Source organism: Rhizobium sp. 42MFCr.1, from assembly GCF_000377185.1.
Classification (GTDB): Bacteria; Pseudomonadota; Alphaproteobacteria; order Rhizobiales; family Rhizobiaceae; genus Rhizobium; species Rhizobium altiplani.
Map to the genome: position 1 here is coordinate 1 of NZ_KB897856.1, position 18,146 is coordinate 18,146.

At 60.9% G+C, this 18,146-nt stretch carries 20 protein-coding genes; 5 read left to right on the forward strand and 15 right to left on the reverse strand.

All coding sequences use genetic code 11. The features are described 5' to 3' along the window. Positions 1-336 precede the first annotated feature (336 nt). The 8 genes from C934_RS0125820 to C934_RS0125855 all read right to left on the reverse strand — a co-directional run bounded on the left by C934_RS0125820 (position 337) and on the right by C934_RS0125855 (position 7,111). Positions 337-768, reverse strand: a complete 432-nt coding sequence (locus tag C934_RS0125820) for a MucR family transcriptional regulator (protein WP_018859452.1) — start codon at positions 766-768, stop codon at positions 337-339. 441 nt (positions 769-1,209) lie between these two features. Beyond that, a complete protein-coding gene (mnhG, locus tag C934_RS0125825) occupies positions 1,210-1,542 on the reverse strand; it encodes a monovalent cation/H(+) antiporter subunit G (protein WP_018859453.1) in 333 nt (110 codons plus the stop codon). After that, on the reverse strand, positions 1,539-1,916 hold the full coding sequence (locus C934_RS0125830) for a cation:proton antiporter (RefSeq protein WP_018859454.1): 378 nt from the start codon (positions 1,914-1,916) through the stop codon (positions 1,539-1,541). Before C934_RS0125830 ends, mnhG begins: the two co-directional genes overlap by 4 nt. Continuing rightward, on the reverse strand, positions 1,913-2,386 hold the full coding sequence (locus tag C934_RS0125835; RefSeq protein WP_018859455.1) for a Na+/H+ antiporter subunit E: 474 nt from the start codon (positions 2,384-2,386) through the stop codon (positions 1,913-1,915). Before C934_RS0125835 ends, C934_RS0125830 begins: the two co-directional genes overlap by 4 nt. Then, a complete protein-coding gene (locus tag C934_RS0125840; protein WP_018859456.1) occupies positions 2,383-3,939 on the reverse strand; it encodes a Na+/H+ antiporter subunit D in 1,557 nt (518 codons plus the stop codon). Before C934_RS0125840 ends, C934_RS0125835 begins: the two co-directional genes overlap by 4 nt. After that, positions 3,940-4,317 (reverse strand): Na+/H+ antiporter subunit C, encoded by a 378-nt coding sequence (locus C934_RS0125845; protein ID WP_018859457.1) that lies wholly within the window; start codon positions 4,315-4,317, stop codon positions 3,940-3,942. It abuts the gene before it with no gap. Continuing rightward, the gene (locus C934_RS0125850) at positions 4,317-4,736 is read right to left on the reverse strand and encodes a Na(+)/H(+) antiporter subunit B (protein ID WP_018859458.1); all 420 of its coding nucleotides are present in this window, start codon (positions 4,734-4,736) and stop codon (positions 4,317-4,319) included. Before C934_RS0125850 ends, C934_RS0125845 begins: the two co-directional genes overlap by 1 nt. Next, positions 4,733-7,111, reverse strand: coding sequence for a putative monovalent cation/H+ antiporter subunit A (locus C934_RS0125855; protein WP_018859459.1), 2,379 nt, complete (start codon positions 7,109-7,111; stop codon positions 4,733-4,735). Before C934_RS0125855 ends, C934_RS0125850 begins: the two co-directional genes overlap by 4 nt. Positions 7,112-7,497: 386 nt before the next feature. On the opposite strand from C934_RS0125855, the gene msrB reads away from it, so the two are divergent. Next, complete coding sequence (msrB, locus tag C934_RS0125860) at positions 7,498-7,908, forward strand: peptide-methionine (R)-S-oxide reductase MsrB (RefSeq protein ID WP_018116550.1); 411 nt, start codon at positions 7,498-7,500, stop codon at positions 7,906-7,908. 19 nt (positions 7,909-7,927) lie between these two features. Here msrB and C934_RS0125865 read toward each other — a convergent pair whose 3' ends face one another. The 5 genes from C934_RS0125865 to C934_RS0125885 all read right to left on the reverse strand — a co-directional run bounded on the left by C934_RS0125865 (position 7,928) and on the right by C934_RS0125885 (position 10,711). Further along, the gene (locus C934_RS0125865) at positions 7,928-8,428 is read right to left on the reverse strand and encodes an AAA family ATPase (RefSeq protein WP_018859460.1); all 501 of its coding nucleotides are present in this window, start codon (positions 8,426-8,428) and stop codon (positions 7,928-7,930) included. Continuing rightward, positions 8,425-8,931: a GNAT family N-acetyltransferase gene (locus C934_RS0125870; RefSeq protein WP_018116552.1), complete on the reverse strand. Its 507-nt coding sequence runs from the start codon at positions 8,929-8,931 to the stop codon at positions 8,425-8,427. Before C934_RS0125870 ends, C934_RS0125865 begins: the two co-directional genes overlap by 4 nt. A gap of 138 nt (positions 8,932-9,069) precedes the next feature. After that, on the reverse strand, positions 9,070-9,738 hold the full coding sequence (trhA, locus tag C934_RS0125875) for a PAQR family membrane homeostasis protein TrhA (RefSeq protein ID WP_018859461.1): 669 nt from the start codon (positions 9,736-9,738) through the stop codon (positions 9,070-9,072). 200 nt (positions 9,739-9,938) lie between these two features. Next, positions 9,939-10,256: a TraR/DksA family transcriptional regulator gene (locus tag C934_RS0125880; protein ID WP_018116554.1), complete on the reverse strand. Its 318-nt coding sequence runs from the start codon at positions 10,254-10,256 to the stop codon at positions 9,939-9,941. Positions 10,257-10,294: 38 nt separating this feature from the next. Next, entirely contained in the window at positions 10,295-10,711 is a 417-nt protein-coding gene (locus C934_RS0125885; RefSeq protein ID WP_018116555.1) for a universal stress protein, read from the reverse strand. Between the two features lie 292 nt (positions 10,712-11,003). On the opposite strand from C934_RS0125885, the gene C934_RS0125890 reads away from it, so the two are divergent. The 3 genes from C934_RS0125890 to C934_RS0125900 all read left to right on the forward strand — a co-directional run bounded on the left by C934_RS0125890 (position 11,004) and on the right by C934_RS0125900 (position 14,413). Next, positions 11,004-11,864, forward strand: coding sequence for a VOC family protein (locus C934_RS0125890; protein WP_018859462.1), 861 nt, complete (start codon positions 11,004-11,006; stop codon positions 11,862-11,864). Positions 11,865-11,934: 70 nt separating this feature from the next. Further along, positions 11,935-13,101 (forward strand): AI-2E family transporter, encoded by a 1,167-nt coding sequence (locus C934_RS0125895; RefSeq protein ID WP_018859463.1) that lies wholly within the window; start codon positions 11,935-11,937, stop codon positions 13,099-13,101. 19 nt (positions 13,102-13,120) lie between these two features. Next, on the forward strand, positions 13,121-14,413 hold the full coding sequence (locus tag C934_RS0125900) for an NAD(P)/FAD-dependent oxidoreductase (RefSeq protein ID WP_018859464.1): 1,293 nt from the start codon (positions 13,121-13,123) through the stop codon (positions 14,411-14,413). 1 nt (position 14,414) lies between these two features. Here C934_RS0125900 and C934_RS0125905 read toward each other — a convergent pair whose 3' ends face one another. Next, the gene (locus tag C934_RS0125905; RefSeq protein WP_026372088.1) at positions 14,415-15,227 is read right to left on the reverse strand and encodes a polysaccharide deacetylase family protein; all 813 of its coding nucleotides are present in this window, start codon (positions 15,225-15,227) and stop codon (positions 14,415-14,417) included. Between the two features lie 172 nt (positions 15,228-15,399). Further along, positions 15,400-15,789, reverse strand: a complete 390-nt coding sequence (locus C934_RS0125910; protein WP_018116560.1) for a DUF930 domain-containing protein — start codon at positions 15,787-15,789, stop codon at positions 15,400-15,402. Positions 15,790-16,024: 235 nt separating this feature from the next. On the opposite strand from C934_RS0125910, the gene C934_RS0125915 reads away from it, so the two are divergent. Further along, on the forward strand, positions 16,025-18,133 hold the full coding sequence (locus tag C934_RS0125915) for a S9 family peptidase (protein ID WP_018859466.1): 2,109 nt from the start codon (positions 16,025-16,027) through the stop codon (positions 18,131-18,133). The last annotated feature ends 13 nt before the right edge of the window (positions 18,134-18,146 follow it).

The following is an 18,146-nucleotide window of genomic DNA, read 5'->3' on the forward strand; positions in this document are numbered from 1 at the left end:
CAGGCGCAAGACGAGATCTCCCCAGGTAAGAACGCACTCCTTCACTGCACGACCGCCGGATTTACGCCACCGCCCCTTGGTCACAAGAGCTTCGCGGTCGTTTGCCCGCTCGCCCTGGTTGGCACCGCCTCATATCCGGTTCTTGTTCATCGGCCCGCAGTTTCGATCCACGCTTCCTCCCCACGGTCGGTCGCCCTTCCGCAGTTGCGCTTCTCTTCGTTCGCCGTGACCAGCTCACGGTGGGGTTTCCACCCACAAGAATGCGCCCATGCTGGGCGCACAAACACAAAAGCCGGGCTTCCGCCCGGCTCTACAGGATCAAATCCTTGGCAACGATCAGCCGCGTCCGCGCTTGCGACGCTGGCCGAGCCCCATTTCCTTTGCGAGGCGCGAGCGCGCTTCGGCATAGGCCGGCGCTACCATCGGGTAGTCGACGGGGAGCTCCCATTTCTCGCGGTATTCTTCCGGCGAGAGATTGTGGTGGGTCATCAGGTGACGCTTGAGCGACTTGAAGTTGCCGCCGCACTCCAGGCATGTGATCTGTTCATCCTGAACGGATTTACGCACCGATACAGCCGGCTTCTGCTTCTCGACAACCGCCGTTGCAGCTTGCGGCGTCGACGTATTGCTAAGTGCCGAATGCACGTCAGAAATCAGGTTAGCGAGATCGCCAACCGGGACCACGTGGTTGCTGACATAGGCGGCAACAATATCTGCGGTGAGCTCGACCAGCAACTCCGGCCCGCTACCGGCTGCAGTATCCGTCATAATACGTTTCTCCTGTTTCAATGCTCCAAAGGTCTAAGCCTCGTCAGCCAAGACCGTCATCGTAGAGCCAACAGCAAAAAACCCAGGCTACGGCAACCTGTTTCGAAAAACTGAAATCCACCCCTAGATTCCTGAGGCCGAAACCCGTTCTTATACTGCCCGATTTCGAATTAGTACGCTACCACGCAGCTTACTTCCTCAATTAAACACTGAAATCCAAAGCCAACGAGGAAATAAGCAACGTGATTCTAATTCAATATCAGAACTCTACTTGATCACCAATTATCACCGTTTTACGAAAACGCCAATTATTATTTCATATATATCTACCGAAAAATGTCTATTTCGCAAGAATTGCCTGCCATAAACCCAAACATTAACCATTAAGAAATCTGCAAAAGGGTGCAAAAATCAACTTAAAATACTGAATCGGAAGCGCTCTCATCTTTTGGCGAGGTCATCGCGCACCGATTGGGGGCCGAGGCGATATCCAGACTGGTGCGCGGCCTTGGCAAGGAGGTGCGCCGCGACCGGCGCCGTCAGCAGGAAGAAGACGAAACCGGCGAGCGCCCGCGCAAAGACCGAAACCTCGCCCGCGGCGACACCGGCGGCAAAAAGCAGCATGCCGGAACCGACCGTTCCAGCCTTGGAAGCGGCGTGCATGCGCGTGTAGAGATCCGGCAACCGCACGACGCCGAGTGCGGCAACGAGCGCAAACAACGAACCGGCCAGCAAAAGGAAAGCGACGACGAGCGCTATCACATAGTCTATCATTTCTTGCCCTTCCTGCCATTCTTGTCGCTGCGTTTGGCCGCGACTTTGGGCTTTTTCGGGGCACGCGCCTTTTTTTCGCTGTGCCGTTCCGCGACAGGAGCGCGCGACATCACGAAACGCGCGAAGGCGACCGTTGCCAGAAAGGCGACGAGTCCCAGCGAAATGGCGATGTCGATATAGAGGCTGAAGCCCGTCTTGACCGCCAATACGGCGATGAAGCCGATTGCCGTGCCTGACAGTATATCGAGCGCCAGGATCCTGTCGGGCAGCGTCGGCCCGACGAGGACCCGCCATCCCGCCAGGAGAAAGGCAATCCCAAGGATGACCAGGGCAACCGCGGCGGCCGTGGACATGATGGCAAGCGGGGAGATCATCGAAATGCCTCCATGATCCGGCGCTCGAAACCGTTGGCGATATCGCGCTTGGTCGCCTCGGGATCGGCGCAATCCAGCGCATGCACGTAAAGCGTCTTGCGATCGTCGGAGACATCGACCGACAGTGTGCCCGGCGTCAGGGTGATCATGTTGGCTAGAAGCGTGATCTCGAAATCGCGGTCGACGGTCAGCGGAAAGGCGAAGATGCCGGGTTGCAGCCGCATGTTGGGCGTCAGCACCGTGACGGCGACCTTCCAGGCCGAGATCGCCAACTCCTTGAGAAACAGAAGGGCAAGCCGCACGATCGCGAAGGACCGGCGAAGATATCCCCGGCTGCCATAGGGTTCGCGGATGATGGAAAAGCACAGGGCGCCGATCGCAAAGCCGAAGAGGAGGTTGTGCGGCGACGCGCTGCCGGTAACGGTCGCCCAGGCAATGGCGAGCAGCACGTTCAGCAGCAGGGCGATCATGGCATCCCTCCATCCGGGAAGACCGACTGCAGATAAGCTGTCGGATCGATGAGGCCGGTCGCCGCAGCCTGCGCCATGTCCAGCAGCTGTTCGGGCAGGATGCCGAAAGCAACGACAAGAGCTGTCAGGATGAAAAGCGGCAGCCCCGCCTGCCAGCTGATTGACACTGCCGCCTGCGGTGACGTTGCCGGTCGCCAGTAGGCGAGCAGGAAGACGCGTCCGAATACGACGGTCAGCAGGAAGCCGCCGATCAGGATCGCGGCGGCCAGCCACCAGGCGCCGACGTCGATCGATGCTCTGACCAAAATCACCTTCGGCCAGAAGCCGGAAAAGGGCGGCAACCCACACGCGGCGACGAAGAGGATGAAAGAGAACGCGGCAAAACCGCCGCTCTTGCGATAGAGGCCGCCGAGCGCGGTCAGCGAGAAACCGCCGGCAAGGGCGGCAGCCTGCCCGGCGAGAAGATAGAGCGCCGTCATCAGCACCATCGAATGCAGCGCGTAGAAGATCGCGCCGGACAGGCCGCCGGGCGTGCCTAGCGCTATGCCGACCAGCATGTTGCCGATGCCCGAGATCACGACATAGCCGAGGAGCTTGCGGATATCGTCCTGCGCCAGCGCCCCAAGCGCGCCGACGACGATGGTCGCTGCCCCCACCGCCGCAATCAGAAGGCTCAATTGTTCGCGCTCGATCGGCAGCAGCATGACCATGACGCGAATGAGGGCGTAGACGCCGACCTTGGTCAGCAGACCGGCAAACAGTGCCGACACGACGATGCGCGGCGTATGATAGGAGGCCGGCAGCCAGAAATTGACAGGAAAGGCAGCGGCCTTCATGGCAAAGGCCAGCAGCAAGAGGGCGGAAAGGGTCATCAGCGGCGCGGTGTCGCGCACACTCTCCACCTTGCCAGCGATATCGGCCATGTTGAGCGTGCCGAAGACAGCGTAGACGATGCCGACCGAGATCAGGAACAGCGTCGTGCCGATCAGGTTCAGCACCGCATATTTCATGGCCCCGTCGATCTGCCCGCGCTCGGAGCCGAGGATCAACATCCCGAAGGACGAAATGAGAAGCACCTCGAACCAGACATAGAGGTTGAAGACGTCGCCTGTCAGGAACGCGCCGGAAACGCCTGCCATCAGAAGCAAAAGGAAGGGAAAGAAACCGTATCGGCGGCCGCTTTCGGTGACGTCCTTCAACGCATAAAGGCCGCCGGCGAGCGCTGCGATGGCAGCGGTCAGGGCCATCAGCGCGCCGAAGAGATCGACGGTGAAGGCGATGCCGAACGGCGGAAGCCAGCGCCCCATGACCATGGTCAGCGGGCCATGCGCCACCACCTTCGCCAACAGCGCGGCATCCAGCAGGACCAGACCGGCAAGGCCCGGAATGGCGACCTGCGCCTGCAGTCGCAGCGAGCCGCGCATCATCAAGAGCACGGCGCCGAGCGTGATGCAGAGCGCCACGGGTGCGATGACGAGCCAGTTGGCGAGCGGCACAGGCGCCGTGACCATCGCAGCCGAGAGATCGGTGATCGTGCTTACCGGAGCCGCCATCTAGTACCCCATCGGCGGCAGCGGTGGATCGACGGGCTCGGCGACACGCATTTCGTCGGTGTTGTCGGTGCCGATGTCCTGATAGGCGCGATAGGTCAGCACCAGCAGGAAGGCGAGGAAGGAAAAGGAGATGACGATCGCCGTCAGGATCAGCGCCTGCGGCAGCGGATTGGCGGCGCCGTTAGGGAGCGTATCGAGGTTTGCCGCGATGATCGGCGGCACCTCGCGCGTCAAACGTCCTGCGGTAAACAGCAACAGGTTCACCGCGTTGCCGAGGACGGCGATCCCGAGCATGATCCGGATCGAGAATTTCGACAGCATCAGATAGATCGCGGCGGCGAAGAACAGGCCGACGAGGATCGCAAACAGCGGCTCCATCACTCGATCTCCCTTTCCTCAAGCGCCAGCGCGATCGAGGTGATGGCACCGACGACCACCAGGTAGACCCCGATATCGAAGAGCATGACGGTCGAGAGCGGCACCTCGACACTGGCTATCTCAGGATAGATCCACAGCCCGGTCATGAACGGCACGGCAAAGACGACCGACAGCAGACCGGCGGAGCAGGACATCAACAGTCCGGCCCCTGATATCGCCAGGGGATGGAAGACGATGGCGCGGCGCACGGCGCCGACGCCGCGGGCAATGCCGAAGATCGCCAGCGCCGAGGCGGCAATCAACCCGCCGATGAAGCCGCCGCCCGGCTCGTTGTGGCCGCGCAGGAGCACAAAGACGGAAAAGAGCAGCATCAGAGCCGTCAACACCGGCGTGATCGTGCGGAAGATCAGTGTGTTCATGGGCGCTCGATCCCCAGATCCTCAGGCGCGTCAGGATCGTTTTCGGCAAGCTTGCGCTCGGTCTGCGCGCGGATTCGAATGAGGGCGAGGATCGCAAGGCCGGTGATGGCGACGACCGCGATCTCACCCAGCGTGTCGGTGCCGCGGAAATCGACGATGATGACGTTCACGACGTTGGCGCCGTGCGCGATGGTCTTTGAGTAAGTGTTGAAGAACTCCGTCAGCGCATTGTTGAACGGCCCCTGCGTGGCCTTCATCAGAAGCAGCGCGAAGCCAGAGCCGCAGGCGATCGCGATGCAGCCGTCGAATATCTTCTGGCTGAGCGGCCGCCGATCGGTCGGCGACAATTGAAGGCGGGTCATGACAAGCGCCAGGATGACGACCGACAGGGTCTCCACCATGAACTGCGTGAAGGACAGGTCGGGCGCGCCGAACAGCAGGAATATGATGGCGACGGAGAAGCCCTGGATGCCGAGCGTGACGATCGCCGTCAGCCGGTCGCGCGCGATGACAACGCTCAACAGACCAAGAACGGCGAGCAGGAAGATCGCCCATTCGTGGACCTGGACCTGCCGTGGCCAGACAGGCAGCATCGGCATTTCGCCATAGAGCCAGAGGGGGACGAGCAGGATTGCGGCAAGGCAGAGGAAGGTGCAGGTGATGTAGAGTTCAAGTCGCCCCGGCTGGACGAACCGCGTTACGCGCATCGATAATCTAATCAGACCTACGATGAAGTAATCGAAGCCACGATCCGGTCCGGGTCCTAGCTTGCACAGTACCGTCGCCATGGCCAGACGCGCCTGGTCTATCCGCCAATAAACGAGCGTGCCGAGCGCGATCGTAAGACCAGACAGAAGCAGCGGCACGCCGACATGCGGGATAAGGGAAATCTCGATCACGCTCGCCGATCCACGGATGGCGGATGCCGTTGGAGACGAGATGTAATGGTGCGCCGTTGCGGAGAAAACCGCAGTCATCAGGCCCAATAGCGCCAGCAAGACAGGACCGACCCAAAGCAATGGCGGTGCCTCGTGTGGGTGCTTGGGCGTTGCACGGACCGGCCCGAGAAACGGCTTCAGCGCCACGGCGAAGCCAATCGCGAACATCAACGCGTTGCCCGCGACCGCAACCATTGTGAAGACGATCGATCGTGGGTCCGCATGTGCCAGCGCGGCGTAAATCTCTTCCTTTGCGAGGAATCCGAAGAACGGCGGCAGACCGCCCATGGAAATAGCCGCGGCGAGTGCTGCCGCAAAGGTCAGCGGCATCGCCGCTTTCAAGCCGCGCAGACTGGTGATGTCGCGCGTGCCGGTCTCATGGTCGATGATGCCCGCAACCATGAACAGCGCACCCTTGAAGAGCGAATGCGCCATGAGGTAGAGCGCCGCGGCCTCGGTGGCATAGGGCGCGCCGAAGCCGGTCAACAGCACGAGAAGGCCAAGCGAGGAAACGGTCGTATAGGCGAGTTGCAGCTTGAGATCGGTCTGGCGGATCGCAAGCAGCGTGCCGACGATCAGCGTCACGCCACCGAAGAGCGGCAGCAAGGTCTCCCAGGCCGGTGTCCCGCCCATGACGGGATTGAGGCGCATCAGGAGATAGACGCCCGCCTTCACCATCGTTGCCGAATGCAGGTAGGCCGAGACCGGCGTCGGCGCCTCCATCGCGTTCGGCAGCCAGAAGTGAAACGGAAACTGCGCCGATTTGGTAAAGGCGCCACAGAGGATGAGGATCAGGATCGCCAGATAATATGGATTGCCACGCAGCAGATCGCCGGATTGCAGCAGCGTCGACAAATCAGTCGCGTTTGTCGTGCTCCAGATCAGGAGCAGGCCCGCCAGCAGCAGCAGGCCGCCACCGCCGGTAACGACGAGCGCCTGCAGGGCGGCGCGACGCGCTGCCTCGCGCTCGTGGTCGAACCCGATCAAGAGGAAGGAGGTAATCGACGTCAGTTCCCAGAAGATGAAGAGCATCAGCAGGCTGTCCGAGACGACGAGGCCGAGCATGGCGCCCATGAACAGGAAAATAAAGGAGAAGAAGCGCCCCTGATCCAGATGCCCCTTCAGGTATCCGCCCGAATAGAGGACGATCAGCGTGCCGATCCCGGTAATCAGCAGCGCGAAGGTCAGCGAAAGACCGTCGAGCAGCCAGGAAAAGCGGAGGTCGAAGCTCGGCACCCAGGCATAGCCGCCTGTTATCACCTCGCCGCCCGCTATGACCGGCAGCAGGCTGGCGAAGTGCGCAAAGGCCAAAAGCGGCGCAAGCGCCAAGAGCCAAGCGGCGTTCGCCCCAAGGACGCGAACGAGAAAGGGAGCGAGAACTGCGCCGAGAAGTGGCAGACACAAGGCCGCAAATGTCAAAGCCGTGACACCGGCCATGTGCCCTCCTCTGCTGGCAGTGCTTCGTGGAGCCGGCGAAAGCCGGAAGTCCGTCAGGTTTACGAGAACAGGAGCGCGGTCACAAGTCTTGTTCGACCGGGAGCAACCGGCAGCGGCAGGATACTCACAGGGAACGGATCATCTCGGGTCGGTCAGCCCCTTGCAGTATCTTCGAAGCGTCTATTGAAGCGATAGTTACAGACTCTGTCCAGGGCGCCTCAAACCTCCGGGGCGATCGGTTTATCGACGAAATATCAACGGCATCGCCGTTTTCGCCGGAACGGGATGACGCTTTGACGAGCTCGGCATCCCTTGATCCATGCGACCTTTCGCACCACATTGCTGTCGAAAATCAAAGCCGCCCCCCGGCGCGAAAGGAACAAGCCATGGCCGATACGACAATCGCCAAAGTTCACAAGACCGACGCGGAGTGGAAGGAACAGCTGACTCCCGAGCAATACCGGATCACCCGCCAGCATGGCACCGAGCGTGCCTTTACCGGCCCCTATTGGGATTCGTTCGAAACCGGGCTCTATCGTTGCGTCGGCTGCAATGCACCGCTGTTCCGCTCAGACACGAAGTTTGATGCCGGTTGCGGATGGCCGAGCTATTTCGAAGCTGTCTCACCCGACGCGGTGACCGAACTCCGCGATACGACGTACGGCATGGTCCGCACGGAGATCCGCTGCGGCACTTGCGATGCCCATCTGGGGCATGTCTTCCCCGATGGTCCGCCGCCGACCGGCCTGCGCTACTGCATCAACGGCCACGCGATGGTGTTCGAGCCGGAGAAATAAAAGCTCGCGTCCGAGCTGCTTAGAAGCGTTCGACGACCGCCTGGACGCTTTCATCCAGCGACAAGCGGGACGTATCCAATATCGCGCATTTCTTTGCCACGGCCTCGCGGCGGAGGAAGGATGCCCAGATCATCATTTCGGTGTTGGCAAGCTCTGGCTGCCGGCGTTCGACCGCCAGGCGATGCGTTCGTGTTTCGTCATCGCAGTCGGCCAGCAGCGGCAAATAGGCAATGCCTGTTGCTGTTGCCGCTTCTTCTAGAAATGCAAGGCGCATCTGGCCTTCGAGCAACTGATTTCGGCCGGAGTGCTGTGCCTCCGCGAGGCTCTCAAACCACTTGAAGGTCATGGCCCGCTGCCATCCGGCTGGCGAGCCGTAGTCCGCCGCCATCCGCGAGAGCGGGGGAACGCCGATGTCATCGAAATGGTGGACGTCGATTTCACCAGCGAACCGAGCGGCGATCGCCTTGGAAATCGCCGTCTTGCCCGATCCGGAAGCGCCAGTGAGAACGATGAGGCTCACTTCGTGACCCTAAGCTCCATGCAAGTCAGATCGAGCCAGCGGCCGAACTTCGTGCCGACCTCCGAGAAGGTGCCGGCAACGCGGAAACCAAGCTTTTCGTGCAGTTTGATGGACGCAGCGTTTGCCGCCTCGATGCCGGCGATCATCACGTGGATGTTGGCCTCGGCCGCACGCTCGATCAGCGCCCGCATCAGCAATTCGCCGATCCCCGCGCCGCGGCAATCCTTGTCGACATAGACTGAGTGTTCGACCGTGTGGCGGTAGCCGTCGAAGGCTCGCCAGTCACCATAGGAGGCATAGCCTGTGACCTTGCCATCCTTCTCCGCAACGATGACCGGGAAGCCCTTTGCCTTGCGGGCCTTGAACCACTCGATGCGGTTGTCGAGATCAACCAGCGTTTCGTTCCAGATGGCGGTCGTATGCTCGACAGCGTGATTATAAATATCGCGGATTGCCGGGAGGTCGGCTTCGGTGGCATCGCGCACGAGAACGGCGTGGTTCATATCAAGTCCAATTTCAGTTCGGTTCCGGCAAGCGGCATACGCCCGGCATTCAGCGTTGTAAACCAACGAAATGACGGGACGAAAGCGATCATTCGCGATAGCAGAGAATTGATCGAAATGGACACGCAGGCCGGCTGATCAGACCCCGGAGCCTGCCATGCTGAAGCAGGTGAGCACCGCCGAGTAGTGCACGGCCGCCGCGGCGACCACGAAGCCGTGCCAGATGGCGTTCTGGAAGCGCAGCTTCTCCCAGACGTGGAAGATGACACCGAGGGAATAGATGATCCCGCCGATTAGGATCAGGAGCATCGATACAAAGGGGATGCGCTCCGCCACCGGCCCGGCCACGAAGATGCCGCTCCACCCCATGCCGAGGTAGAGAAGGATGGCAACCTTGTCGAAGCGGCCTGGAAGGGCGCACTTCAGGAAGATGCCGAGCCCCGCGATCGCCCAGATGCCGATGAGCATCCCGAACAGCAGCGGACTGTCGGCGCCACGCTCCAGGAAGGGTGTGTAGGTGGCGGCGATCAGGATGAAAATCGAGGAATGATCGAGCCGGCGAAGGAACCACTTCGTCCGCGAAACCGGCCAGGCGTTATAGGAGAAGGAGATGCCGATCGTCAGCACGAGGCCTACGCTGTAGATCCATGCCGCCGCGAGTTCGCCATTGGAACTCCAGAGAGTGGCGTAAAAGATCAGAACGGTCGCGCCGATGAGCGCGAAAGCAAGCCCAATGCCATGGACGACCCCATCGGCGATCAGCTCATATTTGTCGTAAGCCCAGCGGATGCCGTTGAACTCTGTCATGCCGGGAAACCCCTCACCTTTCCAACCGATCGTCGCACCGAAACGGTGTGCAGGCAACACAACAGCGATGGCACGCCGTTAAATCTTCGTGAGCCTTGGACGCTCTGGCTTCGGCGTGGAGATACACAGGTGGAAGGCAGAAGGGTAGCCTGAAAATGGGCCACCCTTGATGACATGCCACCTTAATGACTTAGAGCCTTTCAGCTCATGCAGTCTTCGCAGAGCGGGGCATAGGGTACGGCGCCGAGACGCTTCTTCGAAATCGGCTCGCCGCAGCGGACGCAGGTGCCATACGTGCCTTTCGTGATCCGATCGAGGGCTGCGTCGATGGCGCGCAGCTCTTCCTGGCCGGCCTGGCCAAGCCCCTCCAGCACTTCGTCGTTCTCGCTCTCGATCGCGCGGTCGTCGCTGTCCTGCTCCTTGGTGCGCCCGAGATCAACGTCGATGCGACTCAGCCGCGATAGAAGCTCGCGCTGGCGGTTGCGTAGGATCTGCTCGTAGGTCTGCGTGTCGGTCATGGATATTCCTCCATCGGTCTTTTGCCGTTGTTTTCTTCTCAGCGCTGCCTATCGACCAGCACCGAGCATTTGGCATGCCTGACGACGCGGTCGGCGGTGGCACCGATGAAGTAGTTGCTGAAGTCGGGAATGTGCGAGGCGACGATGATCAGATCCGCATCATGCGCTTCGGCGGCAGCGAGGATACTGTGGGCGGGGCGGCCGTGACCGATCTCGATCATTGCCGGTATGCCGCTCGTGCGGATCAGCATGCCGAGTTTCTGTTCGGCATCGTCGATCGCGTTTTGCCGCAGCTCGGGCGGCAGATCGATCGCGACATAGGTGGGAACGTCCTCGACAACGTTGAGCAAAATGATCTCGCCACCTTTTTCAAGGAGCGTGGATGCCTTGCGGAGTGCCTTTTCGCCCCTGTCCAACCCGCCTATTTCTATCGGAACGATGATTCTCTTGTACATTCAGGCCCTCCAGCGCTGCCGTTTCTTACGGCCACATCCTCTCAAGAGATAAATAAGGCGCTTTGATCAAGATCAAGATCAGGATGGATTCTTGTCAACAAGCATCGAACGCTGAATCGTCAAAATCGGATCTTCTGTGAACAATCAGAATGCGCCATATAGTGATCAAGTACAGCGACCAAGGGAACCTCTGAGGCACATGAACCGGCGCAAATTCCTTGGTATTGCTACGGGCGGCGCTTTCGCCGCTACCGCCGGTATGCCTCCCCCATCCAAGGCAGGAGATACACCCATGACCACTGAAACGTCCTACGCCCTGACGCGTCCTGCCTATGTCGATCAGTCGCATCTCGTCGTCACCGACCTGCCGCTGGTTTCCAATTTCTATCAATCGATGCTTGGCCTTAATGTCATCGAGAAAAGCGCGAGCGGCGAAATCCTCGGTGTCGACGGCACGCCACTTCTGACGCTGACGACAGGCAAGGATGTGCGTGTCGCACCGCGCAACGCAGCCGGCCTTTTCCATACGGCCTTCCTGATGCCCAGCCGCACCGAGCTCGCCCGCTGGCTGCGCCACGCGGCGCACAACAATGTCGTCCTGGACGGCGCATCCGATCACCTCGTCAGCGAGGCCATCTATCTCTCCGATCCGGAAGGCAACGGCATCGAGATCTATGCCGACCGTTCCCACGACCAATGGAAATTCCAGCCGGACGGTCAGGTGGAAATGGCGACGCTTCGCCTCGATCTGCAACCACTCTACAACAGCGCACCCAACGATGCCTGGAACGGAATGGCCGACGGAACGGCAATCGGCCACATCCACCTGCAGGTCGGCAACATTCCGGAAGCAGACACCTTCTACCGCGATATTCTTGGCCTGAAGCTGATGGCGCGCTATCCCGGCGCCAGCTTCTTTGCGACCGGCGACTACCATCACCATGTCGCCGCCAACATCTGGAACAGCCGCGGCGCCGGCACCCGCGCCGAGGGCATGACGGGCCTTTCCGACTACACGCTACGCTTCAACGACAAGGAAGCGCTCAAAAAAGCTGTCACCAAGCTCGACGAACTGGAGATCAAGAGTGAAACGCGCAATGGCGGTGTCTTCCTGCATGATCCCTGGGGCATCGGCCTGACCCTGTCTGCCTGACCTTAGGAACCTGAAGGGGTTCCGCGCGTTTCCGTCGCGAAGCAACTGGGCTTCCGGGGATCGTCTATCGATGGGAATTGCCAACGGCATCCGCAAACAGGCCAGCAAAATGACAGTGGGCACGACTCCCGTCAGCGCCTGGGCAGAAAAACTGACCCAGGACACGGAGGAGATGCCACAAGCGCCGATGCGTCGCCTGGAGAAGGACGGGCTTGATGTCAGCATGGCCTGGGCCATCATCGGTATCTTTGGAGTGCTTGCACTATCGGCCATCTACATGATGTCGTTGATCCTCATTCCGGTGACGCTCGCCGTCGTCGTCGGCATGATCCTTGGGCTGCTGGCGGAAAAGCTCAGCAAGCTCGGCGTGCCGCGCATCACCAATGCGGTCATCCTGTCTACTGCGGTTGCGCTTGTGATCGCGCTTCTCGCCAATTCGCTTGCCGGACCGGTGACAAGGCTCGTCAACGAGGGCCCGGCCTTCGTCGAGAAGACCTTCAACCGCCTCATGCCCTATCTCGAGCGCATCAAGTGGCTGCACATTACGCCGGAGACTTTCCAGACCGGGCCAATGTCGAGTGAGAAGCTTCTGGAGAACACTGGCAACGTCGTGCATCTCGTCAGCACCAACCTCACCCCTGCCCTCGTGCAGGCGTTGATCTTCTTCGCCGCGTTGCTGCTTTTCCTTGCCGGACGGGTGACGTTGCGCAAATCCATCATTATGGTGTTCCGGTCGCGCTCGCAGCGGCTTGCCGCCATCCGCGTGATCAACGGCGTGGAACAGGTTCTCGGATTTTATTTTGCGACGGCGTCGCTGATCTACGTCTGCCTTGGCCTCGTGATGATGGTGATCGCCTATGTAGGGGGCCTGTCGGCGCCGGTGCTCTGGGGCTTCTTCGCGTTCCTGTCGAGCTTCATCCCATATCTCGGCATTACGATGATGACGCTGGCGGTCGCCATCGCGGGGATCATCACGCATGACGGCATCGTGGTGGGCCTTATGCCAGCGGCGGCATTCTTCATCGTCCACCTCGTCATGGAAAACCTGATCTTCCCGGCGGTCATGGGAAAGCGCCTGGAAATCAATCCCTTCGTGGTGTTTCTGGCGATCTTGTTCTGGACTTGGATGTGGGGCGCAGTTGGTGCTATGCTGGCACTACCACTATCGCTGATTGTCATGACCATCGTCGATGAACTTTTCATCGAAGAGAGACTGCAACCGCAATTGCCGAAATAATTGAGGTAAGAAGCGTCAGATGGCAGAAATCGATCTTGCAGATTCCAGCCAGAACCGGCTGAAGAGCGGCACCTCCCCTTGGAGCCACGCAGGAACAAAGCCCAATTACCAGCCACTTCAGGACAATCTCAAAGTCGACGCCATGGTGATCGGCGGCGGGATTACCGGCGCGCTGATGGGCCAGCACCTCGCGGAACGAGGTCTTTCCGTGGTCATCGTCGACCGCGAGACGCCGGGTCTCGGCAGCACGGCAGTGAGCACCGCCATGCTGCAGTGGGAGATAGACCGAACGCTGAGCGAACTCGAGCGTTTCCATGGCTTCGAACGCGCCGCCGGCATCTACAGGCGGAGCGCGGCCTCGGTCGCCGGTCTCTCCAAGCTGATCGTCGCCCACCGGATCGCCTGCAACCTGCTTCCCCGGCAATCGCTGTTCCTCGCCAATAACCAGGAGGGCGCGGGCGATCTTCGCAGGGAGGTCGAGCTGCGTCGTCGTGCCGGACTGCCAAGCCGGTATCTGGAACATTGCGATCTCTTTACCGAGTTCGAAATCGACCGCGATGGGGGCATCCTGTCGCGCGGCTCGGCGGAGGCCGATCCGCTGCTCCTGACCAGGGGCCTGCTGGACATTGCCGTGAAGCAAGGCGCGCGCCTGATCAGCGCCTCGGTCACCAAGCTACATAGCGAAGGCGGGCGGGTCAGCGCCGAAACAGACGGTGCGTTCGTCATCGAGGCGAAAACGGCGGTGCTCGCCACCGGCTACGCCATGCCGGGCATCGATATGCCGAAACAGCACCGGATGACATCGAGCTGGGCGCTGGCGACGATACCGCAGGATCCGGCAGCGCTCTGGCGCGATCAGGTGCTGATCTGGGAAGACAGCCACCCCTATCTCTACATGCGCACGACGCCTGATGGGCGGATCATCGCTGGCGGCGAGGATGACGACACCGTCGATCCCGCGGCCCGCGACGCCAAGCTGGCCGAAAAGATCATGACGATCCGGGAGAAGATGAAGCGGCTCTGGTCCAGCGCCGACACCCGCGTCGCGACGGCATGGTGCGGCACGTTCGGGGCGACGTCGGACGGGCTACCGCTGATCGGTCCGGTTCCCTCGATGCCACAAGTCTATGCCGCCTATGGCTATGGCGGCAACGGCATCACCTTCTCCTATCTTGCGACACAGGTTATCGGCGCACTGATCGGCGGAGGGTACCGCGACTGGTTTGATGATTTCGCGCTGGATCGCGACGCGCCCGACGTGCCCCGACCCTCGAACGTGAGTGAGGAAACGCTACAGAGCGCCCTTGGCTAGCTCACTGCGTCGTCCGGTCGTCGCCGGTGTCCTCGACATCCTGCAGCCGGACGAATTCGACACCCTTGGCCATGAGATCGACGATCGCCTTGGCGACGCCCTCGCCGGCGGCGTGGGTCGGCTGGTTGATGTGGGAGATCACGACGTCGCCGTCTTTGGCCGATGCAATGCGCTTTTCCGTGACAACGGCGCCGAGCAGCGAGCCGCCGTCTCCATTCACCGAGTAACCGGCGATGCGGTACCCCATGTCGCGAATCTGGGCGATGGCGGAGAGGTCGTATTTGGCGGTCGAGCCGCGGAACCAGTGCGGCGGGGCAATACCGGCTGCGAGCATCGCATCGGCACCGCCCTGCACTTCCTGCCGCACGGCCTCGGGCGAGCCCGCGGACGCGATGCCATAGATCGAGACCGGCTTGTCGACGGCTGGAACGTGATTCTGACCGTGGTTCTCGAGTTCGAACAGATCGGGATTCTCAAGGAAGACCTGCAGCGCCTGCGGATTGTGCTTCAGCCAGCGCGCAGTGACGAAAATGGTCGCGGGAATGCGCTCCTGGACCAGCACCGAGAGGATGCGGTCGTCGGCCTGACCCATGCAAGCGTCAAAGGTCAGCGCCACCCGCGCGTGACCCTTGATGCCCGACCGGGCAATGCGCAGATGCGGCTCAACCAGCTTCGGCCCTGCTGCCATCTTGGGGGCCTGCACGACCTTCGAGGGCGCGGTGACGACCGGCGCTTCCTCCGGCGGAGGAGCGGCAGCGGACACAATCGAGGCGGATGCGATCAGCAACGCCGAAACGAGAAGAATACGATTCATGCCAAAGAGAAGCCGTTCGTGGTTCAAGCGCTGCATAATGCACATCGCGGTCAGGCGCCATGTGGTTTGATGCCGCCTGCGGTCGCTGCTGCGATTCGCCGCCGGCTTCAGCGGCAATTCTGATGCCTGAGGACTAAGGCTTCAGAAAGGCAACTCACGGCGCGCGCCGCGATCAATCATAGAGGTAATATTTTTCCCACTTCTCGCGCGGGACCTTTTCGCCAATCTTGTATTGCAGATCGCGGACATTGATGTGCTGCGGGCCGGTGATGCAGGTGTAGGAGAGATGATACCAGTCGCCCTTGCTGCGGAAGACCGCGCCTGGCGCCTCCAGCCTGTCGTCGCTCGGAACGGGATCCTTGAACGTGTAGGCGATGACCTTGTCGGGCTTGTAGCCGGTCTCGTCCTTGTTGATTCGGCTCATCGCCTCCGTGTCACAGCTCTGTTCGAGGCGGGTCGCGGGATCGAGCTTTTCGAGTTGCTTCTTGATGGCGGGATCGACTGCGAAGGCTGGAAAAGCAAGGCTAAATGCGGACAGAAGCAACACGAGACGTTTTGGCATTACGGTGGGATTCCTTTGCATTCTCATTCCGGAATCGCCTGTGGAGAACCGTGGTTTGACGGTCGTACGAGGGGCGAATTCCGGGTGGCATAGCGGACTTTCTTAAACAATGTGGTGACATCAAGGCAACGTGAGCATTCCTTCGGTTTTGCCACAGGTCCGTCTTGGGCGCTTGATCCCAGGCATCCGCCTCTCTATCTCTTGCCCACCTGACATCACGTTTCCGGAGCTTTCCTTGACCGTCTTCAAGAACTTGCCGAACCCACCCGTCGCCGCCAAGAAGCCGATCTCCGATACGCGCCACGGCATCACCCGCACCGACGACTATGCCTGGCTGCGCGCCGACAACTGGCAGGCGATGTTCAAGGATCCCGCGATCCTCGATCCCGCGATCCGCCAACATCTGGAAGCCGAAAACGTCTACATGAACGCGGCCATGGAAGACACAAAGGTGCTGCAGAAGACGCTGTTTTCGGAGATGCGCGGCCGCATCAAGGAAGACGACAGCTCCGTGCCGATGAAGGACGGCGACTACGCCTACGGTACCTTCTTCGTGACCGGCGGCGAACAGCCTCGCTATTTCCGGATTCCGCGTAACGGCGCCGTCAAGGACGAGGCTATCCGCACCGTTCTGCTCGACGGCGACAAGGAGGCCGCGGGCAAGGCCTATTTCAGGCTCGCCGGCCTCGATCACTCGACCGACCACAGCCGCGGCATCTGGGGTTACGACGACAAGGGTTCTGAGTTCTATACGCTGCGCGTGCGTGACCTTGCGACTGGCGAGGACCTGGCCGACGTGATCGGGAACACCGGCGGCGGCGGCGTCTGGGTGCCCGATGGCAAGAGCTTCTTCTATTCTGCGCTCGATGAGAACCACCGCCCGTCGAAGGTGTTTCACCACATTCTTGGCACGCCTCAATCTGAAGACCGGCTGGTTTATGAGGAAAAGGATGCGGGTTTTTTCATGGGCGTCGGCGGTTCGCTGCTCGACGACTTCATCTACATCGACATCCACGATCACGAGACCTCGGAATACCGCCTGCTGTCCACCAAGGACCTGACGGCCGAGCCGAAGCTGGTCGCCGAGCGCGAGGAAGGCATCGAATATTCGATGACGGAAGGCGGCGACGTCTTCTACATCCTGACCAATGACGGCGACGCCAAGGATTTCAAGATCATGGAAGCGCCGGTTGAAAACCCGGGCAAGGCGAACTGGCGCGAGGTCGTGCCGCACAAGCCCGGAACCTTGATCATCAGCCACATGGCCTATGCCCGCCACCTGCTCTGGTTGGAGCGCAAGGATGGCCTGCCGCAGATAATCATCCGTGACCGTCGCACCGGCGAGGAACACGCGATCGCCTTTGCCGAAGAGGCCTATTCGCTCGGGCTGCAGGGGGCCGCGGAATACGACACCGACGTCATCCGCTTCTCCTATTCCTCGATGACGACGCCGTCGCAGCTATACGACTACAACATGGTGACGCGCGAGCGCACGCTGTTGAAGACCCAGGAGGTGCCCTCGGGCCACAATCCGGACGATTACGTCACCCGCCGCGTGTTCGCGCCCGCCTGGGATGGCGAACAGGTGCCCGTCACCCTGCTCTATCGCAAGGACACGCCGCTCGACGGTTCGGCACCCTGCCTGCTCTACGGCTACGGCGCCTACGGCATCACCATTCCGGCCGGCTTCAACACCAACTGCCTGTCGCTCGCCGATCGCGGCTTCGTCTATGCCATCGCCCATATCCGCGGCGGCAAGGACAAGGGCTTTGCCTGGTACGAAGACGGCAAGATGGAAAAGAAGACCAACACCTTCAAGGACTTCATTGCCGCCGCTGACTATCTGAATCAGGAGAAGTTCACCTCCTATGCCAACATCATCGCCGAGGGCGGCTCGGCCGGTGGCATGCTGATGGGCGCCGTTGCCAACATGGCGCCGGAAAAGTTCGCCGGCCTGATCGCCGCCGTTCCCTTCGTCGACGTGCTGAACACCATGCTCGACGACACGCTACCGCTGACCCCGCCGGAATGGCCGGAATGGGGCAACCCGATCGAGAGCAAGGAAGACTACGAGCAGATCGCCGCCTATTCGCCCTACGACAATGTCGGCGCCAAGGCCTATCCGCCGATCCTGGCGCTCGGCGGCCTCACCGACCCGCGCGTCACCTATTGGGAGCCGGCAAAGTGGGCGGCGCGGCTGCGCGAAAAGACCACCGGCTCGGCACCGATCCTGTTGAAGACCAACATGGATGCCGGCCATGGCGGCGCTTCGGGACGCTTCCAGCGCCTCGAGGAGATCGCCTTCGAATATGCTTTCGCGATCAAGGTCGCGGGCAAGATATAATCGGCTGGAGGAG

Excerpts from the sequence above, each read along its gene's own strand:
- C934_RS0125820 (WP_018859452.1), bottom strand. The coding sequence starts at position 768 with ATGACGGATACTGCAGCCGGTAGCGGGCCGGAGTTGCTGGTCGAGCTC.
- mnhG (WP_018859453.1), bottom strand. The coding sequence starts at position 1,542 with ATGATAGACTATGTGATAGCGCTCGTCGTCGCTTTCCTTTTGCTGGCC.
- C934_RS0125830 (WP_018859454.1), bottom strand. The coding sequence starts at position 1,916 with ATGATCTCCCCGCTTGCCATCATGTCCACGGCCGCCGCGGTTGCCCTG.
- C934_RS0125835 (WP_018859455.1), bottom strand. The coding sequence starts at position 2,386 with ATGATCGCCCTGCTGCTGAACGTGCTGCTCGCCATTGCCTGGGCGACC.
- C934_RS0125840 (WP_018859456.1), bottom strand. The coding sequence starts at position 3,939 with ATGGCGGCTCCGGTAAGCACGATCACCGATCTCTCGGCTGCGATGGTC.
- C934_RS0125845 (WP_018859457.1), bottom strand. The coding sequence starts at position 4,317 with ATGGAGCCGCTGTTTGCGATCCTCGTCGGCCTGTTCTTCGCCGCCGCG.
- C934_RS0125850 (WP_018859458.1), bottom strand. The coding sequence starts at position 4,736 with ATGAACACACTGATCTTCCGCACGATCACGCCGGTGTTGACGGCTCTG.
- C934_RS0125855 (WP_018859459.1), bottom strand. The coding sequence starts at position 7,111 with ATGGCCGGTGTCACGGCTTTGACATTTGCGGCCTTGTGTCTGCCACTT.
- msrB (WP_018116550.1), top strand. The coding sequence starts at position 7,498 with ATGGCCGATACGACAATCGCCAAAGTTCACAAGACCGACGCGGAGTGG.
- C934_RS0125870 (WP_018116552.1), bottom strand. The coding sequence starts at position 8,931 with ATGAACCACGCCGTTCTCGTGCGCGATGCCACCGAAGCCGACCTCCCG.
- trhA (WP_018859461.1), bottom strand. The coding sequence starts at position 9,738 with ATGACAGAGTTCAACGGCATCCGCTGGGCTTACGACAAATATGAGCTG.
- C934_RS0125880 (WP_018116554.1), bottom strand. The coding sequence starts at position 10,256 with ATGACCGACACGCAGACCTACGAGCAGATCCTACGCAACCGCCAGCGC.
- C934_RS0125885 (WP_018116555.1), bottom strand. The coding sequence starts at position 10,711 with ATGTACAAGAGAATCATCGTTCCGATAGAAATAGGCGGGTTGGACAGG.
- C934_RS0125890 (WP_018859462.1), top strand. The coding sequence starts at position 11,004 with ATGACCACTGAAACGTCCTACGCCCTGACGCGTCCTGCCTATGTCGAT.
- C934_RS0125895 (WP_018859463.1), top strand. The coding sequence starts at position 11,935 with ATGGGAATTGCCAACGGCATCCGCAAACAGGCCAGCAAAATGACAGTG.
- C934_RS0125900 (WP_018859464.1), top strand. The coding sequence starts at position 13,121 with ATGGCAGAAATCGATCTTGCAGATTCCAGCCAGAACCGGCTGAAGAGC.
- C934_RS0125905 (WP_026372088.1), bottom strand. The coding sequence starts at position 15,227 with ATGAATCGTATTCTTCTCGTTTCGGCGTTGCTGATCGCATCCGCCTCG.
- C934_RS0125910 (WP_018116560.1), bottom strand. The coding sequence starts at position 15,789 with ATGCCAAAACGTCTCGTGTTGCTTCTGTCCGCATTTAGCCTTGCTTTT.